General features: G+C 47.3%; 13 protein-coding genes and 2 CRISPR repeat arrays. All 13 genes read right to left on the bottom strand.

Annotation, left to right across the window (positions count from 1 at the left end):
• Positions 1-49: 49 nt before the first annotated feature.
• Positions 50-714: a CRISPR direct-repeat array (repeat unit 36 nt; unit sequence GTCTTAATCCCCTTCAAATCGGGGCTGAATTCAGAG).
• Between the two features lie 441 nt (positions 715-1155).
• The 13 genes from CBP31_RS15615 to CBP31_RS13055 all read right to left on the bottom strand — a co-directional run bounded on the left by CBP31_RS15615 (position 1156) and on the right by CBP31_RS13055 (position 16336).
• Positions 1156-1293 carry a hypothetical protein gene (locus CBP31_RS15615; RefSeq protein ID WP_161492527.1) on the bottom strand — a complete coding sequence of 46 codons (138 nt, stop codon included), beginning with the start codon at positions 1291-1293 and terminating at the stop codon, positions 1156-1158.
• Positions 1294-1412: 119 nt separating this feature from the next.
• Positions 1413-2579 carry a TIGR02221 family CRISPR-associated protein gene (gene csx2 / locus CBP31_RS13110; RefSeq protein ID WP_087038012.1) on the bottom strand — a complete coding sequence of 389 codons (1167 nt, stop codon included), beginning with the start codon at positions 2577-2579 and terminating at the stop codon, positions 1413-1415.
• 568 nt (positions 2580-3147) lie between these two features.
• Positions 3148-4308: direct repeats of the CRISPR family, unit length 36 nt; unit sequence GTCTTAATCCCTTTTAAATCAGGGCTGGGTTCAGAG.
• A gap of 235 nt (positions 4309-4543) precedes the next feature.
• On the bottom strand, positions 4544-4825 hold the full coding sequence (cas2, locus tag CBP31_RS13105) for a CRISPR-associated endonuclease Cas2 (protein WP_087038010.1): 282 nt from the start codon (positions 4823-4825) through the stop codon (positions 4544-4546).
• Positions 4818-5795, bottom strand: coding sequence for a CRISPR-associated endonuclease Cas1 (cas1, locus tag CBP31_RS13100; RefSeq protein ID WP_087038007.1), 978 nt, complete (start codon positions 5793-5795; stop codon positions 4818-4820). Before cas1 ends, cas2 (CBP31_RS13105) begins: the two co-directional genes overlap by 8 nt.
• A gap of 5 nt (positions 5796-5800) precedes the next feature.
• Positions 5801-6067, bottom strand: a complete 267-nt coding sequence (gene cas2, locus CBP31_RS13095) for a CRISPR-associated endonuclease Cas2 (RefSeq protein ID WP_087038005.1) — start codon at positions 6065-6067, stop codon at positions 5801-5803.
• 196 nt (positions 6068-6263) lie between these two features.
• Entirely contained in the window at positions 6264-7289 is a 1026-nt protein-coding gene (locus tag CBP31_RS13090; RefSeq protein ID WP_087038003.1) for a Gfo/Idh/MocA family oxidoreductase, read from the bottom strand.
• A gap of 1 nt (position 7290) precedes the next feature.
• Positions 7291-8022: an SDR family NAD(P)-dependent oxidoreductase gene (locus tag CBP31_RS13085; RefSeq protein ID WP_087038001.1), complete on the bottom strand. Its 732-nt coding sequence runs from the start codon at positions 8020-8022 to the stop codon at positions 7291-7293.
• A gap of 18 nt (positions 8023-8040) precedes the next feature.
• Positions 8041-9204, bottom strand: coding sequence for a hypothetical protein (locus CBP31_RS13080; RefSeq protein ID WP_087037999.1), 1164 nt, complete (start codon positions 9202-9204; stop codon positions 8041-8043).
• Between the two features lie 37 nt (positions 9205-9241).
• The gene (csx16, locus tag CBP31_RS13075; protein ID WP_087037997.1) at positions 9242-9535 is read right to left on the bottom strand and encodes a CRISPR-associated protein Csx16; all 294 of its coding nucleotides are present in this window, start codon (positions 9533-9535) and stop codon (positions 9242-9244) included.
• A 126-nt stretch (positions 9536-9661) separates the two neighbouring features.
• Positions 9662-10888, bottom strand: coding sequence for a PDDEXK family nuclease (locus CBP31_RS13070; RefSeq protein WP_151898811.1), 1227 nt, complete (start codon positions 10886-10888; stop codon positions 9662-9664).
• Positions 10889-10894: 6 nt separating this feature from the next.
• A complete protein-coding gene (locus CBP31_RS13065; RefSeq protein ID WP_087037993.1) occupies positions 10895-13561 on the bottom strand; it encodes a hypothetical protein in 2667 nt (888 codons plus the stop codon).
• A gap of 628 nt (positions 13562-14189) precedes the next feature.
• On the bottom strand, positions 14190-14687 hold the full coding sequence (locus tag CBP31_RS13060) for a hypothetical protein (protein WP_087037991.1): 498 nt from the start codon (positions 14685-14687) through the stop codon (positions 14190-14192).
• 59 nt (positions 14688-14746) lie between these two features.
• Complete coding sequence (locus tag CBP31_RS13055) at positions 14747-16336, bottom strand: dynamin family protein (RefSeq protein ID WP_087037989.1); 1590 nt, start codon at positions 16334-16336, stop codon at positions 14747-14749.
• Positions 16337-16347: the final 11 nt, after the last annotated feature.

Genomic DNA, 16347 nt, shown 5'->3' with positions numbered 1-16347 from the left:
GGGGCTGAATTCAGAGGTAGCCTGATTGCAAGCACCGCACTATTCATAGGTCTTAATCCCCTTCAAATCGGGGCTGAATTCAGAGGGTCATTGGTGCTGAGTTTGTTGAAGTTACTGTGTCTTAATCCCCTTCAAATCGGGGCTGAATTCAGAGCGCCTAACGGACCTACTAACCACCCTCAGTCTGTGTCTTAATCCCCTTCAAATCGGGGCTGAATTCAGAGTTAATTGATTGTCTTTATTAGGCAAAAACAGCGGGTCTTAATCCCCTTCAAATCGGGGCTGAATTCAGAGGTAATAATCGACACTGGTAAGGCCGCAAGGGTTGTGTCTTAATCCCCTTCAAATCGGGGCTGAATTCAGAGGCTATACTTAAAGTGGTGGACACGTTAGACGCCAGTCTTAATCCCCTTCAAATCGGGGCTGAATTCAGAGGCCAAAGCAGAAATGGACGAGTTGCGCAGCAATGTCTTAATCCCCTTCAAATCGGGGCTGAATTCAGAGTTGATTCGTAAACTGTCTAAAGTAGTATCTGTGTCTTAATCCCCTTCAAATCGGGGCTGAATTCAGAGCACACACTGATAACCAGTGGTGTGACGCTTTTGGTGTCTTAATCCCCTTCAAATCGGGGCTGAATTCAGAGTCCAACCACCGCACCTCTTCCTCTTCCAACGTTCCGTCTTAATCCCCTTCAAATCGGGGCTGAATTCAGAGGGACCGACGATATTTCTGCTTTATAATCAAGACGTTACAAAGGCCTTTATTGGCGATTGTTAAATCTAAAAAGCGCTGTTCGATCGAGTCCCGTTTTTTGCTCATTAAACACTACCTTATCCGCTTTATTGCTAAACGCATTATGCAACACTGGGCAATATATTAAAGAACCCCTGCATTATCTAAGATAAGCCCCACCAAGTAAAGTGGGGCTCTTGGGGCTAGGTAAAGAGTGGATTGCCGCGTCGTTGCACTCCTCGCAAAGACTGCTTAAAGATGAACCATAAAAGCGAGATACCGGAGCGAGTCCGATATGGCGGCATAGCGATAAAACTAAAACGAGATACCGAGGCTAGCCCAGTATAACGGCAGAAAGCAGCTAAACACTTTACGCCGACCGCTGTTCGAAAAAGCAAAACTTACGCTGCTGATTATTCGCTACTAATGCACAAAAATTAAGCCTTGGGCGCTAAATATCATAGGCTTGCCAATGATCACCCCTTTGTTAGGGGCTTGCACCGCAAAAATGCGTACATCGTCTTCGCCCTCTTCCATCAGCTTTTGCAATCCTTGGCGCACCAATTTAAGCTCGGAGCTATCTAACTTATCTAAAAATAAAGTAATGGTTAATGTGCCCCCCCCTGCTGCTAAGCAAGGCGGAGGGCTAAAAATCTGCCCAATATCACGGCGTTAAAAACTTACACTTTTAACGCTTTAAACAAACGGGCTAATTCTTTTTGGAGCGTAGCCTCATCTGACAATAATTTATTAATGTGATTATTATGACTGCGCACGCCATGGGCGAGATTATTACGCAACTGGCTTAACAACCTAAAATCTGCGGCATTATCGGCCAGGGTACGTTTGGCTTCATCACGGGCATCAAAATTATGCTCGTCTGCTTTTTCACTGTACAGGTGGCTTGAGATCAGCCCTTCTTGCGCATAAATTACCGCTCGCAAGTAATCATGACGCTGCAAATATTGGTGCGCCAATGCTCGCTCTCTTGCCCCTCGGCCAGTTTCACTGATCCACTGTAATCGCGCATTCAGCTGGGGCTGAATAAGCTCCGCCATGGCGCCATCAAAATCGGCACGCAGCACATTTTGGGCAGACTGTGCCGCTTTGGTAGCATTGGTAATGCGCTCGTAAAATGCCGCCCGCAGCAGTTCGTTTATCTTGTCGTTATCCCACCCTTCACGTTTAAGTAAAGGGCCAAATACCGAAAAGTCTCCACTGTGGTCAAACTGACCTAAAGCACGCACCCAGCCCGAAAGCTGCAATACGTTGTTAAGACTAAACACTTCGCCTTTATCACCATCAAGCGCACCGTAGAGCATCTCTTCTATTTCTACGCCCTTGATGTACTGCAAATATTGCAAGCACGTGAGCGCTAAAATCGGCATAAAGCGAAAGCCGTGTGTTACATCAATAATCAACGACTCACCCTGCTTTACCGCTGCACACAAGGTGACAATAAATTCTGCTTGCGCCGCCGGCGTGGCCGTATCGGGCAATAACACTAGGCTAACCTGACGACCAGTGCTGGTCATTAATGCTTGCTCCAGCGAAGTTAATTGCGCTGGCGTGACATTTTTTTCATCAACTGATTCAATCAGGGCTAATTGCTCGTCTTCACTCCATTGGCCCGAAAGCTGCGTGAGTAATTGATCCCACATACTACCGCTGGTACCTGCCACCACCAATCTCTGGGGCTGATAACGAGTAATGAGCGCTTCACCTAAATAGGTCACGCTAGCGGTTAATTGGCCATCAGGTAATAAATAATTGAGAGCCTGATAACGCCCCACCCCACCGGTTCTATTCGCTGCACCTCGACCAATAAAGGTCAGTAATGTACTCATATTCTCTTCCTTGATGCCTATTATTGAATGACCCGCTGCGCAGTAATACTCATCATATACCTGCCCGCCATTCGCTTAAAGATCACAACTAAAGCGAGCCTGCGCTCATTAAAAATATCCCTTATAAAATACAGTTACAAGGCAGCGCCGAGCTAAATAAATAGTCTGAATAAACGGGCTAAAAATATATGCAGGTTTGTTTTAGGATTATCCCTTATGCCGTCTTCCTGACGCACGTCAGGATCTCGCTCTAGGATTTGGCACTGGTAGGCGAACGCTTGCTCTCGCATTTCGCCGAAGGCGGAACAATAAAAGTAGCACCGAGCTAAACAATGTAGCCGCCAATTTATTCGGCGGGTGGCGCGAAGCGACACGCTGTAAACCAAGCTTAAACTCACTGTAGAGGGTGGACCGGCCAGTGCATTTAAGGCTTTTCCCTTATGCCGTCTTCCTGACGCACGTCAGGATCTCGTTCTTAGCTTTGGTACTGGTAGGCGAACACTTGTGCTCGCATTTCACCGCAGGCTGAATAATAACACTACACAGACACTCGAGCTGGTGATGAAGGGTCTTAATCCCTTTTAAATCAGGGCTGAGTTCAGAGTGGAGACATATACCTCTGGCTTCAGTCCCAAGAAGTCTTAATCCCTTTCAAATCAGGGCTGGGTTCAGAGCAATTCAGTCGGATATAACGACATCTACAAGTATGTCTTAATCCCTTTTAAATCAGGGCTGGGTTCAGAGCATGACCACTTCAAGTACATCGGCCATGTGATGTTGTCTTAATCCCTTTTAAATCAGGGCTGGGTTCAGAGCATGACCACTTCAAGTACATCGGCCATGTGATGTTGTCTTAATCCCTTTTAAATCAGGGCTGAGTTCAGAGAAGATACCCTGCTGTGGGTGCCAGCCTCAGACAGTCTTAATCCCTTTTAAATCAGGGCTGGGTTCAGAGTCGACCGACTGTTCGACATGCAACATACCGGACTTAGTCTTAATCCCTTTTAAATCAGGGCTGAGTTCAGAGTTGCTCGGTGGCGCTGGTCTTGGCCGGTTTACCGTCTTAATCCCTTTTAAATCAGGGCTGGGTTCAGAGATTTAAGTTTATCTATGCCGCCAGATTTAAGTGTCTTAATCCCTTTTAAATCAGGGCTGGGTTCAGAGAGAATTGGACGAGCAATTAAAGCGCTACCCCAACGTCTTAATCCCTTTTAAATCAGGGCTGGGTTCAGAGGAATGACAGCTAACATGGGGGTGATTCCTGAACAGGTCTTAATCCCTTTTAAATCAGGGCTGGGTTCAGAGGTTGTGGGAGAAGCACGGCAACGTCATGACCATTGAGTCTTAATCCCTTTTAAATCAGGGCTGGGTTCAGAGAATGTGGCAGAACTCAGCTAGCTTAGATTCCGCTGTCTTAATCCCTTTTAAATCAGGGCTGGGTTCAGAGAACACCTCCTGTGGCCCCGATGACGGGCCTTGTAGTCTTAATCCCTTTTAAATCAGGGCTGGGTTCAGAGCACTTGCATGCTCAAACGCGCAAAGAAGCCGAGGGTCTTAATCCCTTTTAAATCAGGGCTGGGTTCAGAGATCAGCAAGGAATTCGGTGCCCAAGATTGTCAGAGTCTTAATCCCTTTTAAATCAGGGCTGGGTTCAGAGGACGTGGGAAAGGCTGTTTATTGCCCGCACTCATTGGTCTTAATCCCTTTTAAATCAGGGCTGGGTTCAGAGGGCAGAGCGTTTTAACCGCTTTACAATCAAACACTTACAGAGGCCTTTATTGAAGATTGTTAAATCTAAAAAGCGCTGTTCGATCGAGTCCCTATTATTGCTCATCAATGACTGCCTCGTTAACTTGTTACAGCATCACGATAAAAAACACAGCGAGTTATTAAAGAGCAATGCTTAGCGCGTATTGTCTAAGATAAGCATTGCCAAGTAAAGCCTATGTGGTTGATTTTTTTAACTAATGCACAAATACTAGCCCAGCCGCACAAAAGCGAAGCGGCTTGCCGATGATAAAGGCGTGTTCGGGGGCTTGCACCGCAAAGATACGTACATCGTCTTCACTCTCTTCCATCAATTTTTGTAACCCTTGGCGCACTTGGTTTAGCTCAGCCTTATTCAAGTTAGCTAAAAACACCGAATACTGCAGCGCCGTCGCGTGTTTTGTTAACCACTTATGAATACGCTGCAAGCGACGAGGTTGGCGAATATCGTAACAAATTAAATAATGCCTCTTACTCATGGCTATCACGTTCAAATAAGGCTTCTCTGTGCTCTATATAGCGCACAAACAAACGGACTATACGGCGCATTGAAGACAATTGCTTACTACGAAACTTATACCACTCTCGATAAAACACTGCCCTGCCGGTCTTATTTAATATACAAGCCGGCTCTTGCTGGCCAAAGTGTTCCAACGTCAGTGTTTGTTCAGCAAATAGTCGCCATACCCAGCCTTCAACGCGATGGCGAAATATTTCACATACATCACAAGCTAAAGAATCGCGGCCATAACTGGGTTGATGATAAAAGCCCAACATAGGCTCCAGTCCTTTTGCTACCAGTTGCTTGCTCAGCTCATTAGTCAGCAAGGTAAAGCCCAATGAGAGCGCCACATTAACAGGGTCCGGTGGCGGGCGTCGTTTACGGCCAGAAAAAGCGAGTTCTCTGGGCAGTAATTGCCCCCAAACATCAAAGTAGCCCGCGGTGGCACTGCCCTCAACCCCCAGCAAGCTGGGAATAGACAACGGCTCATGAAGCAATTGTTGCCGCTGTTTGCGTTGGCGGGTGCTTGCCAACAATAATGGTAAGCGCAAATCAGGCCTTTTAATCAGTGCCTGCTGCAGTAATCGACTCATACCTAATAAGCGACTGGCCACCAACCTATTGGCCAACAAGGTGTTTTGCGGTAACTGTTGGCTTAATCGATATTGGCCTAAACGGCGCTGAATGTTGCCATGTTGGCCATTGGCGAAGAGTTGCGCACTAAACTTGGCTTCTCTTGGGTGTAGCACCACTAAATTAACTTGGTGTGCAGATAACTGCCACAGCAACTTACTGTTCATCACGACTTCAGCGGCCACTATCACTGAGCGTAGCTGTGCAAGTGGTGCGGTTATGAGTTGCCGCTGTGCTGGGTGGCGAATAACTAGGTGTTTACTTTCAACGGTTAATGTTGAGTCTTTGCGATCAATAAACAAGGTATCCATCATGATTTTTACCCCAAGTAGCCGATATCTAGTAAATCAACATAAACAGCACCTAGCCTAATGGCGGGCGAAGATCTAGCCTTGAACAACATAAAGCTATCGCCAGGTTCTAATAATGACGATAGTTTGTCTTTAAGTGTTTGGGCCTGAAGTTCCGTCAAGTTACATTCAAATACTGAATATTGACGGCTGTGGCTGATATCTAACAATTCGGTTAATGCACGCTTACGTAACCGCGAACAACTAATATCATAACAAGCAATATAAGGTTGCATACACTTACTCCTAAGCAAGAAGTTATACTGTATGCGAAAATAAAATAATCGTGAGTGATACAAGCTTGTGCAGATATAATTAAATTCATGCTAAATATTATATATTCCCATGCACAAACATGGGAATAAGATGAGCACGCGGCTTTAAACGGTCGCGCCCCTCACTTTTACTGCTGACGTGCGCTTAGGTTAATCATTAATAACGTGAAGAAAGACGGTAGGCTTCTTCTATCTTGCGCATGGCGGGCAGTTGATCCCAAATTACGTCGTTGTGCCAGTTATCCGTGATGATGCTTTTGGCAAAATCTGCCAGTTGTTGGCGCATGGCATGTTGCCATTCGCGATCACTACTAAACAGTTGTTGTTCATTTAACCATACGCCTTCTCGGTTGGCCGACAACACGCCTTGGTGGGTTTGTAAGATCACTTTTTCGGATTTTAAATATCCGCCTTTATGATTACTCTCGCCTTTTACCCAAGTATCAATCATCAACCAAGTGTCACTGGAACAGCCCGTTAGCCAGCTGCGGTCTTCTATGTCTTGACCGTTATCGGCTTGACTGCCATGCCACATGGTAGATGAAATCACTTCAAAATCACCAATTAAAAACTGCACCAAATCGATTAAATGATAACCCGCATCCAACAAGGCACCGCCACCGGCTTGGCTGCGGTCTCCGCGCCAGCCTAAATCAAACTCAGCACTGGGTACCGCTTGGCCTTTACCTAAGTGCAAATGAGCATGCACTTCGGTGGGTGTTAGTTTGTGCTCTTTTAAATAGCGGGCTAAAAACTGATAGCTAGGATGTTGGCGACGTTGAATTGCCGTTTGCAAACCACAGTCTGCAGCTTTGGATTGCTGCATAAAGTGCTTGGCTTCTTGATAATCTCGCCCAAGCGGCTTTTCTTTTAGCAGCGGCTTGCCCCACTGCATTAGGCTTGGCCAAATACCTTGGTAAATGTGATGTGGTAACGCCAAAATAAAGGCATCAATCACCAAATCGCTGGCTTTAAGCGCATCAAGATCGCTAAAGCATTGCAGGTCTAAACTGGGAAACGCGTGTTCGGCTTTATGCCAAATGCTGGGGTCTCTTTCAATGCCCGCCACAATCGTAATATCGGGGTGATCAATACAGGCCTGCAGGTGTTCAAATGCTTGATTACCGAGGCCGAGAATGGCGCACTGAATTTTAGCGGTGTTTGGCTTGGTAGTTACTTGCATTTTAGTGTCCCCACATACTGCCACAGGTCATATCTAACACACTGCCCGACATATAACGGCTGTGCTCGCCTAATAAAAACGCGATGCCTTCGGCAATCTCTTGAGGGGTACATAGCCGCTTTAGTAGGCTCTCTTGGGCGATGGCGTCTTGGCGCTCTTGGCTCCAGTCTTTGGTCATTTCGGTTATGGTAGTGCCGGGCAAGAGTAGGTTAACGCGTATTTGATGCTCGCCTAAGTTGCGTGCGCAGCTCACGGTTAACCCATGCAGAGCAGCCTTACTGGCAGCGTAGCTGGGTTTTCTCGCACCGATGTAACCCACGGGGGAGCTGACGTTCACTATGCTGCCGCCGCCATTTTTTTGCATCAGTGGGGCCACGGCTTGAGTGAGGCGATAAGCTGGCGTCACGTTCACATCAAATGAGCGCTGCCAATCTTCATCAGTCAACTGCTCTATACTGTCGCCTTGAGAAATGCCCGCCAAATTTACCAAGCCCCACACCGGAGGCAGTGTGGCCAACTTATCGTGCAGCGCGCTAATCAGCTTTGCATCGGCAATGTCGATATTTAAGGTGGTAATAGTGGCAGACGCTAACGCAGGCAAGCGCTCTTGGTTGCGGTCTATGGCTAATACCTGCCAGCCTAACTGGCTAAAGTACTGACAACAGGCACGGCCCATGCCACCGGCGGCACCGGTAACAATTACGGTTTGGTTTTTAGGTTGTGGCGTTTGCATGGAATTTCCCCTTAAAATTTAGATAAAAAACAGCATCCATAATGCAGCGAGTTGCTCAGGCGTTTGCGCCGTGGTTAAAGGCAAGAAACCGTGATTATGCAGCGGTACTTTTTGCCAAGTGGCATCCGCAACCACTGCAAACACCGGTGGCTGTATGGGCTGCAATTCAAATAGCGCCATCATTTCTGCTACGCCTTGGTCTGTGGCAGTTGCAATACAACTGGCTTTTAAACGTGCCGCCCATTGGTATTCCATCACCAGCTTGGGGCCAAAGTGGTGCATGGCTTGTGTAAAGTGCGCCTGCGCTTGCCCTAAATCTTGCGCTAAACAAGCAATGCCTTTGGCGACCTGCAGCAAACCTAAAGGGACACTGGTTAAACGATTGCAGTCGCTAATTTGTGTCATTAGCTGAGCATCGTCAGCATTGACCTCTGCGGGTTCGTAGCCTTCATGATTCGATATATTTAAATAATAAAAACGCAGCGTGCTGTGGCATAAGCTGGCCAACGCATCTTGATTATTCGGGTCTAAATCTAACTGATTACGGCTAATTTGGCGGCTGGTATGCAACAACACTTCTGCTCTTAGCGCTTCTTTATTACGCAATAATGCCGAGGCCATAAAGTTATATTGCTTGGCCTGTTGGCCCTGCCCTAATGGCATTAAGTGGTAGGCGGTTTGAAAGCAAGCGAGCGCTTCATTCGCGCAAGAAGCCCTTAAGAAAATTTCGGCCAACGCGCCGTAACCTTTGGCTACTTCAAAATGATAAGTCTCTTGGCGTGCCAAGCTTAAATAGTACAAGCACCAATCTCGCGCCGCCTGCCAATGGCCGGTGCGGGTATATACCTTAGCTAAACCGAGTGCGCTATTTAGGGCATAGTGCTGCCAATTATCTTGCTGAATGGCTTGCGTAAAAAATTGATGTGCTTGCAAGTAGTCATGTTGGTAATAAGCGGTCCAGCCTTGAGTACAGGCTTCATAATCTTTTAATGAGGTATTTTTATCGCATGTTTGACCGACGCTCTCATTTAACAAAACATAAGCCAGCCAAGGGCTAAGCTGCTCTTGGGTCGCGGCATCTAAACTGGCGACATACTCTTTAATTTTAGAAGTTTGACCAAGAGAGAGTTGCTTCGCTATCTGGCTCACATGGTAGGCAAACTGGTAGTTATTTTGTGACATTAATATGACCTTGTTCGACAGGCACGCTTTGTGAATATTATTTTTTTATTACTTCATATCTTTCTAAGGTGGCTTTACAGTTATCTAGTTGCTCCGCCGTTAGCTCTACTCCACGCAGCGCAGGCGGTATTTCTAAAGATAAATGCACGTAAATCACCCCTTTTTGGTTGATTTGATAAACCAAGTTAATGGGCAGCGTGCCAACTACGGTATCACCTTTGTTAAGCAGTGATAACGACAATAAATGCTCAACATGCACGTCGTAATGCAGCTTTTTTTGTTTAGCCCACTGCAAGGCACCAGGATGACGGGTAATAAAATAGGTAATCATAATAACCTCACAAGAAAAAAATCCGCTGCCCGTTAGCTGCTATCAATTACGGAAAGCAGAATAAACCACCAAGCTCTTAAATACTGTGAGTACAAGCTTGTGCGCTAGGCCAGCAGCCTATTTTTCTTACACGCCTAGCGCTTTATATAGGCTGGCTTTGTCATAACACAAGGTGACGTGGTTACCTTTGCAACGGCCTTTAAAGCTATCGAAGTTATTTTTCCCTACTAATTTATTTTTTAATTCTGGGCCAATAAATAATATTTTATTGGTGTTTCCATACCGTTTGGCGCTGCTGCTCAGCTGATTTTCTAAATCGGGCAGCGTTTGATTAGGCGGTAAGTCTGCTTTAATTTCCATCACCCAAGTAATGCCCTTATGCAAAAGCAAGATATCTGCTTCGCGCTGGGAATGACGATCATCACTGGTTTGGGTTTGCAGATTAATGCTCAGTTGTGAGGCAGGAATGTGTTCACTCAGCCAGCTATAGACTACGTCTTCTAACCAGCCACCGGCGATCCAACTTTTTAGCTGAGCGGCTTGTTTCTGCTGCCTACTATTGGCCCTTGCATTACCTGGCAAAGTAACGCTGAGATCAGAAAATGAAAAGTGCTGATCCCCCAGTTGTTGCAATGCTGTAAGCCAAGGCGTGACATGTGCAGTATGGGTAAACGATGACCATGGCAGTGTTATCACCTTTTTTTGCCATTTTGGCTCCTCCCGTTCAAGAGACCAAATTCGGTTGAGTACCTCAAACAACGAGCCTAATCCTACGTCTTGGCTAACTAGCCCTTGCCACAGTTGCTGGGCTAATTGTTGCTCTAAGGCACTAGGCGCACTTGAGGTGTTATTGAGTGCTTCGCAATATAAGCCAATGGCCTGTTCAATGCTGACCGTAGGCATCAGCGGGCTCGCAGTGGTGAGCACCTGCGGCCCACGCTCGGTAATAACAAAGCGCTCAATGTCCTGAATACCCAGTGCTTTGTAATGGCACTCTTGCCAAGCGTGCCCATACAAGAGTGCAACCGCCAATGGTTTGGTGCCACCAGTTAGATTTAAAAAATGAGGCGTGGCATGACGCTGCAATAAAGGCACTAACGCATGTTGTACCCAATGCTGACTATTAGCCAAAGTGTTGCCCGCCAAATGCTCCGTATCTGCCAGCAACACCGCAGTCCGAGCAAATTCCGGTGTCGCTAACAGCTGATCCTTTAGTCGCTTGGCGGCTTGAGTAAAGTTAGCCGTGGCAATTAGAATCACCGTTTGTGGTCGGTAGCATAATATGGCCTCTAGATTAGGCAGATTATGCTCAGACACCACACACACATAGGTCATGGGAATAAGAGACATCATTTCGCCTTAGTGAAAGTTAAAGGGCAAGCAGCGCGCTAAGCAATGCATGCGGTCTTGATGGCTGCAGGAGCTAAGCGTTACAAACTGTGCAAGCTCGCCGACCGGCAGTTCAGGAGCTTTGTGTTGTAATTCAGTCACATTCTCGCTCGATAAACATGCCACTTTGCTGCCCAAACTTTGCGCCACTGTGGCTAATACGTGCCCCATCCACTGCAACGTAGTGCCGCCCTGTTGACAGCCGTCTATGGCTTGTTGCCAATAAAGCTCAGCTTGCGCAATTTGATCTAATTGCAGCAGTAACCAAGCTCGATAAAAGTTAATTAATGGCCAAGGGTGATACTGTCCAGATTGCCACTGGTGTGCTTGTGCGGCGTAGTCGGCCAACCATTTACTGGCCAAGGCTGGGCGCACGCACATGGCGCGTAGCAACACATGATGTAACCAGCGTTGTTCGTCTTCTTGTGAACTATGGGCAAGGCTGCGCAAGCTGGCCGCCACGTCTTTATCTAATCTCTGCTGGCAAATTTTAGTGAGCACATCAGTAAGCTGATCGTCTGTGAGTTGGCGGTCATCTAATTGAGCAAACAGTTTATAAATTTGAGTTTGTTGTTGTTCTTGGCGCGCTTGCTGGGGATCAGACAGCTGGGAAAAACAGGCAAGTGCCTCATCAAAACACACTTGCGCTTGAGTAACCTCGCCTTGAAAAGCTGCCACTTGGCCACGGCTAGAAAGCAGCTTGCCATAGTTGCGCACGCCCATCGCCAGCTGAGGAATATCAGATAAGAAGTTAAGTACTTGTTCCGCCAACGCAAACTGAAAACTGTTGGTGGCACTTACCGATAAGCGCAACAACACCTCACTCACGCGGCGGGCGTCTTCTTGTTTTAACGCAGAGCACAAGGTAAAGCAGCGTTCTACGGTGGCCATGTCTAATTGGCCTTGATGGTTACTAATAGCCAACTTACCGGACAACCACTGTAATTCTAAAATGGGGGGCAGCGTTTCATTGCTCGGCTGATAGCGCTGCAGCCAGCTTAGTGCCGGTACCAATTGCGATAATTGATAGCCTTTATTATCTAGCTGCTGGCTGACTTCGCTCACATAACTGTGCCAAAGCGCTGGCGTTTGCTGAATTTGCGCGCCCAGTTTATGCAACATATTGCCGGCCAAACTGTGTTCGGGTAGCTGATTGGTGTGGCTCATTAACGCTAACCAATCATGGCGATTAAGCGCTATGCCCTCGAGTGCCAACAGTAAACGACTTAAGGTTTCATCGTCTGGGCGCAGTAAGCAATGGCCCAACCAAGCCGATTTTTTAAGTCGGTCTTTACTGGCGGCGGCAGGGCTGCCCCAGGTGTGTGCCACTACATCTACATAGCCATTGTAAGGGTGTTCACTTTTCTTAATAAAGCGCATGTTGACAGTGAGTTTTGCAAAGCGCTGGGCATCCAACTCCGCAAGCTCGGCGGATAACAGCTCACTGACTGCCGTTAAGTCTTGTTGGCTATTGCCGCGCTCTTCAATTAAAAAATCGACGGTTACTGTTTGCCCTGCCATTATCGGCAAGCTGCGCAGCACCCAACGGCACAAGGTGTGCACGGCACTAAACCACGAGTAAGCTTGCGGTAAGTTTTGGTCTTTTACACTAAAACCCAAAATACCCACCTTGGCATCCAGCAAACTTTGCACCACGGCATCGTTACTTTCATGCCCCACTTCGGTGGCGTGATAACCCAACGCAATGGGGGGTAATATCGACTGCTTGCCCGGCACCGCAAGCGCCACCATACGGCCTACTTTTTGATCGGAAGCGGCAAGTTCGCTGATGGCTTCGCCAAATTCACAACCGGTTTCATCAATTAAGACTTCCCAACACGGTTGATGTGCTAAGTGGGCCATGCTGTTCGGATGATGGGGCTCTAAGTCAGGCCCACGCACGTTACTGTGATATTGCACGCGAGTGCTCTGCGTAGCTTGTTTTTTAGCTCTAAAATTGCGCGTTTTTTCTAATTGAATACGAAGGTGGCGTTGAATGTCATTATTTTGCTGCTGATAAAGGGCTTGATACCAAGCCGCAAAACTTACGCTGTCGCCCTGCTCTTTTAATTGCTGCTCGCATTGCTGCCATAGCTCAAAGGCGTGTTTACCTTTTGCGACTGCTTTTACCAATTTACGACTTAACTCAGGGTTATTCTGTAAACTAACCTGATATTCCACATCTTTTAAACGCTGCAGATTATTTTTATCGCTTAAGCCCCATGCCGCAAACCTAAAGCCTTTACCCAATAAAACATGATCGCTGTCGCCACTCTGTTGAGAGTTAGACGCAGGTTGAGATTGAGTTTTCGGGCTTTGTTCTTGCGCTGTTGTTAATTGACCAGAGGCCGCAGCGTATACCGTTTGGGCGCTCAGCTGTTGCCACTGCCCTTGATGCTCTACACCATCCCAATACCAAACATTGGCCTTAGGCCAGCTTTGTAGAGCGGCTAGCCAATATACGGCTGGAGTTTGCGATGCACCGACAATGACGGTATATGAGCTTTGCTGTAGAAGCGCTGCACAGTGATTGTTAACTTCCTTCCAACTAGCAGAGTGAATAGCAGATAAAGAATGTGATTGAACGGCGATTAATTCAGCAGGTAAAACATTAGGCGTATTCGGCAGGATCAGCATTCATGGCTCCAAAGCGTTATTTTTATACATTATTTTATCGACTGCTAGCGACCATAACACTAACGCCTAATACTGAGCCACTAACTACGCCTTAACTCCCTATCGGTTTAGCTCTGTGCTGAACAGCGCGGTTAATAGCCGCGTAAATAATAACGAGCGCAGATGCGCTCATTATTATTGCCAGCCGTCTTAAGCAGCCCATCATAACTGTTGTAGATATTGCTGTTGACGTGATAAAAATCTAACTCTTAGCCCTATTTTGCCATGATTATTTGCTACGAAATGCATGGAGCGTGCGGATAAGGACTAGTTCCAGCGCGTCAATTGTAAAGACCTTGATATGTATGACCTTACCTTGTCATCGCTATTTTTGTTCTATAGATAATTTCGGCGGCCAGCGTAGCTGGATGGTTTAGATCCAAAGCCAAAAAACTCTCTGTTTTCTGTAGCTGCCAATTTATTCGGCAGGACAGCGTAGCTGGATAGTTTTAGATTAAAACCTAAAGCCAAACCGTGCTGAATAAATTTGCACCTACAAGTTCAAAACCAAGCGCTAAGACAGTGGCTAAGGAGTCTTGAATCTTTAAGAGCAAGCCGAGCAAAATCCACGTTAGTTCCGCAACATTACTTAGCCGAGTTTGGAAAATTGCTGCAATTGAGCCATTTCTTGCTCTAATTGCGCTATGTCCTGCAACTGACGTTGCAGATTATGGCTTGGGGTGGCCGGCACCTGCTGCAAAATATTGCTCAGGTTACTCAGCGACTGCGGCGCTAGCTCTGCCGCATTCGCCAGTTTTTGCAGCAAGCTATTAATTGAGCCGTTACTGCGCGCCATGTGGCTAAGGGCTGAATTACTGAGGATCTGGCTGTGCTCAAGGCCTAAGCTGGTTAGTATTTGCTTCACCTGAGTACTGCTGTCTTTAAACAACTGCTGCTCGGCGAGCTGTTTACGTTGGCGCTCATCCGCTTGTTGACGCTCAGTGGCCGCTTGCCTTGCACGACGCTCCGCTTGATCGTCATAGGTCGAGTCAGAGTCGGAATCAGAGCTTGAGCTGTTGGCTTTCCAAGCTGCGACCGCAGCTGTACCTAGCACAATAATACCCCAACCAATAACAGGTAATACCATAATAACCTCCCAGGTTATGTTGTGATGTGCAGTGCTGTATGTACTGTAAAAAAGTGTGGTTATGCCGCCAGCTGTGCTAACTGATGCTGGTAGTTTGCGAGCTGTTGTTGGTCATCAATCAACTGCGTATCTTGCTGATTACTTTGTTGTGTTAGCCATTGCTGGGCATTAGCAAAAATTGGCGTTAAACACTCATTAACTGCGCGCTCTGCTTGCTCGCTATATTGCGCAGCAAACTGCTCTACCACGTCATTAAGCTGCTGTTGATAACGCGTGCTCTGTGCCACTTGTTCATCTTGCTGCTGTTGGCTACGGTAATAACGCCACACGCCTCCGAGCATTTCTTGAATAACAAGTAACCAAGGGCTGGCTTTCATTATCACTAGTTTATCCGCCAAGGGCCCCGCGCCATTTTTAGCCATTTTGCCAAATAAGTTGGGTAACACTTTTTGCGCCACCGCCAATGCTTGTTCAATTTGCTGACGACTCAAACTATTAACCAACTCAGCCACTTGGGGCTTAGATAGTTGCCCTTGCTCAGCAAAGAGATTATCCGCATCTCTAGGCCAGTCACACTCAGGCATCACAGACGCCAAGGCATTGTTTGCCTGTAACTGCATTTCTGCTTGCTCCCACTGGGCCGCTAAAGGAGCAAGCTGTTGCTCAAAGGCGCGTTGTAATGCTTGCCCAAGCTCTGCACTGAGCGTTACTAAATAATGCTCTGCGGTGTCGGGCTGTTGCAATGCGGCTTTAAGCCCTGGTTTTAAATGGCGGCTTTGTTGCTGGATCACACCAAACAGCTGCCCCTGAATTAACTGCTGTTGCTGCTGTAAAACCAATGACTGCTCTGCCACACAGGCCGCTTTACTGGGCTGTGTTTGTTCATTAATACCCTGCAAGGCTTGGCTAAATAACGGCTGCAACTGGCAGGCTTGTACGCGCAGTAAATCAGCTTTGGCGGTGCGCTCAATAGCCTGTTGTAAGGTGCGCTCAAACACCGGTAAACCGCTGTAATCTAACAACGCCTGCTTGTGTTGTAGTTTGCCGTTAAGTCCCGCCCGAGCGTTAAGCCACAACAATGGCAGCGCGTATAAGTGCACTTGCACATTTGCTGGATAGTGCACAGCTTGTTGCACCAACTGCGCCCTTACCGCATCAGTAATGCTGGCTACTTCACCACTGGCCACATCAACATCGTCGGTATTGTTAATCACCACCAACACTTGGCGGCCCTGCGCTAACAACTGCAATATCCCTTGGTAACTGGCTTGCTCTTCTGTGGCTCCGCGGCTGTTTAATACCATGATGACCACGTCGCTTTGCAATAATTGGGCTTGAGTGGTGGCGCTGTGCGCTTGGTTGGCATCCATGCCTGGGCTGTCTAGTATTTGATAGCCGCGCCAGTAGTAAGCTTGCACTTGAGCCGTGGTGGGCACGCTGCCCTCTGGCGCCACTTCGTCACCAATTAAGGCGTTAATTAAAGTGCTTTTACCCGCATTAAATAGGCCATACAGCATAATAACTGGGCTACTTTGCTGGGCTTTCGCCGTCAAATTTTGTGCCGCTTGCTGCACGTCATCTGGCGACAAATAGCGCTGCAACAATGGCGCTGCTTGGTTAAACAACTGTAAAACGGGGTTCTGGCTCATAGGCACCTCTA

The organism is Oceanisphaera profunda (assembly GCF_002157895.1).
GTDB lineage: Bacteria > Pseudomonadota > Gammaproteobacteria > Enterobacterales > Aeromonadaceae > Oceanimonas > Oceanimonas profunda.
Note: the sequence above shows the minus strand (reverse complement) of the source record. Positions and strands in the feature narration are given on the sequence as shown.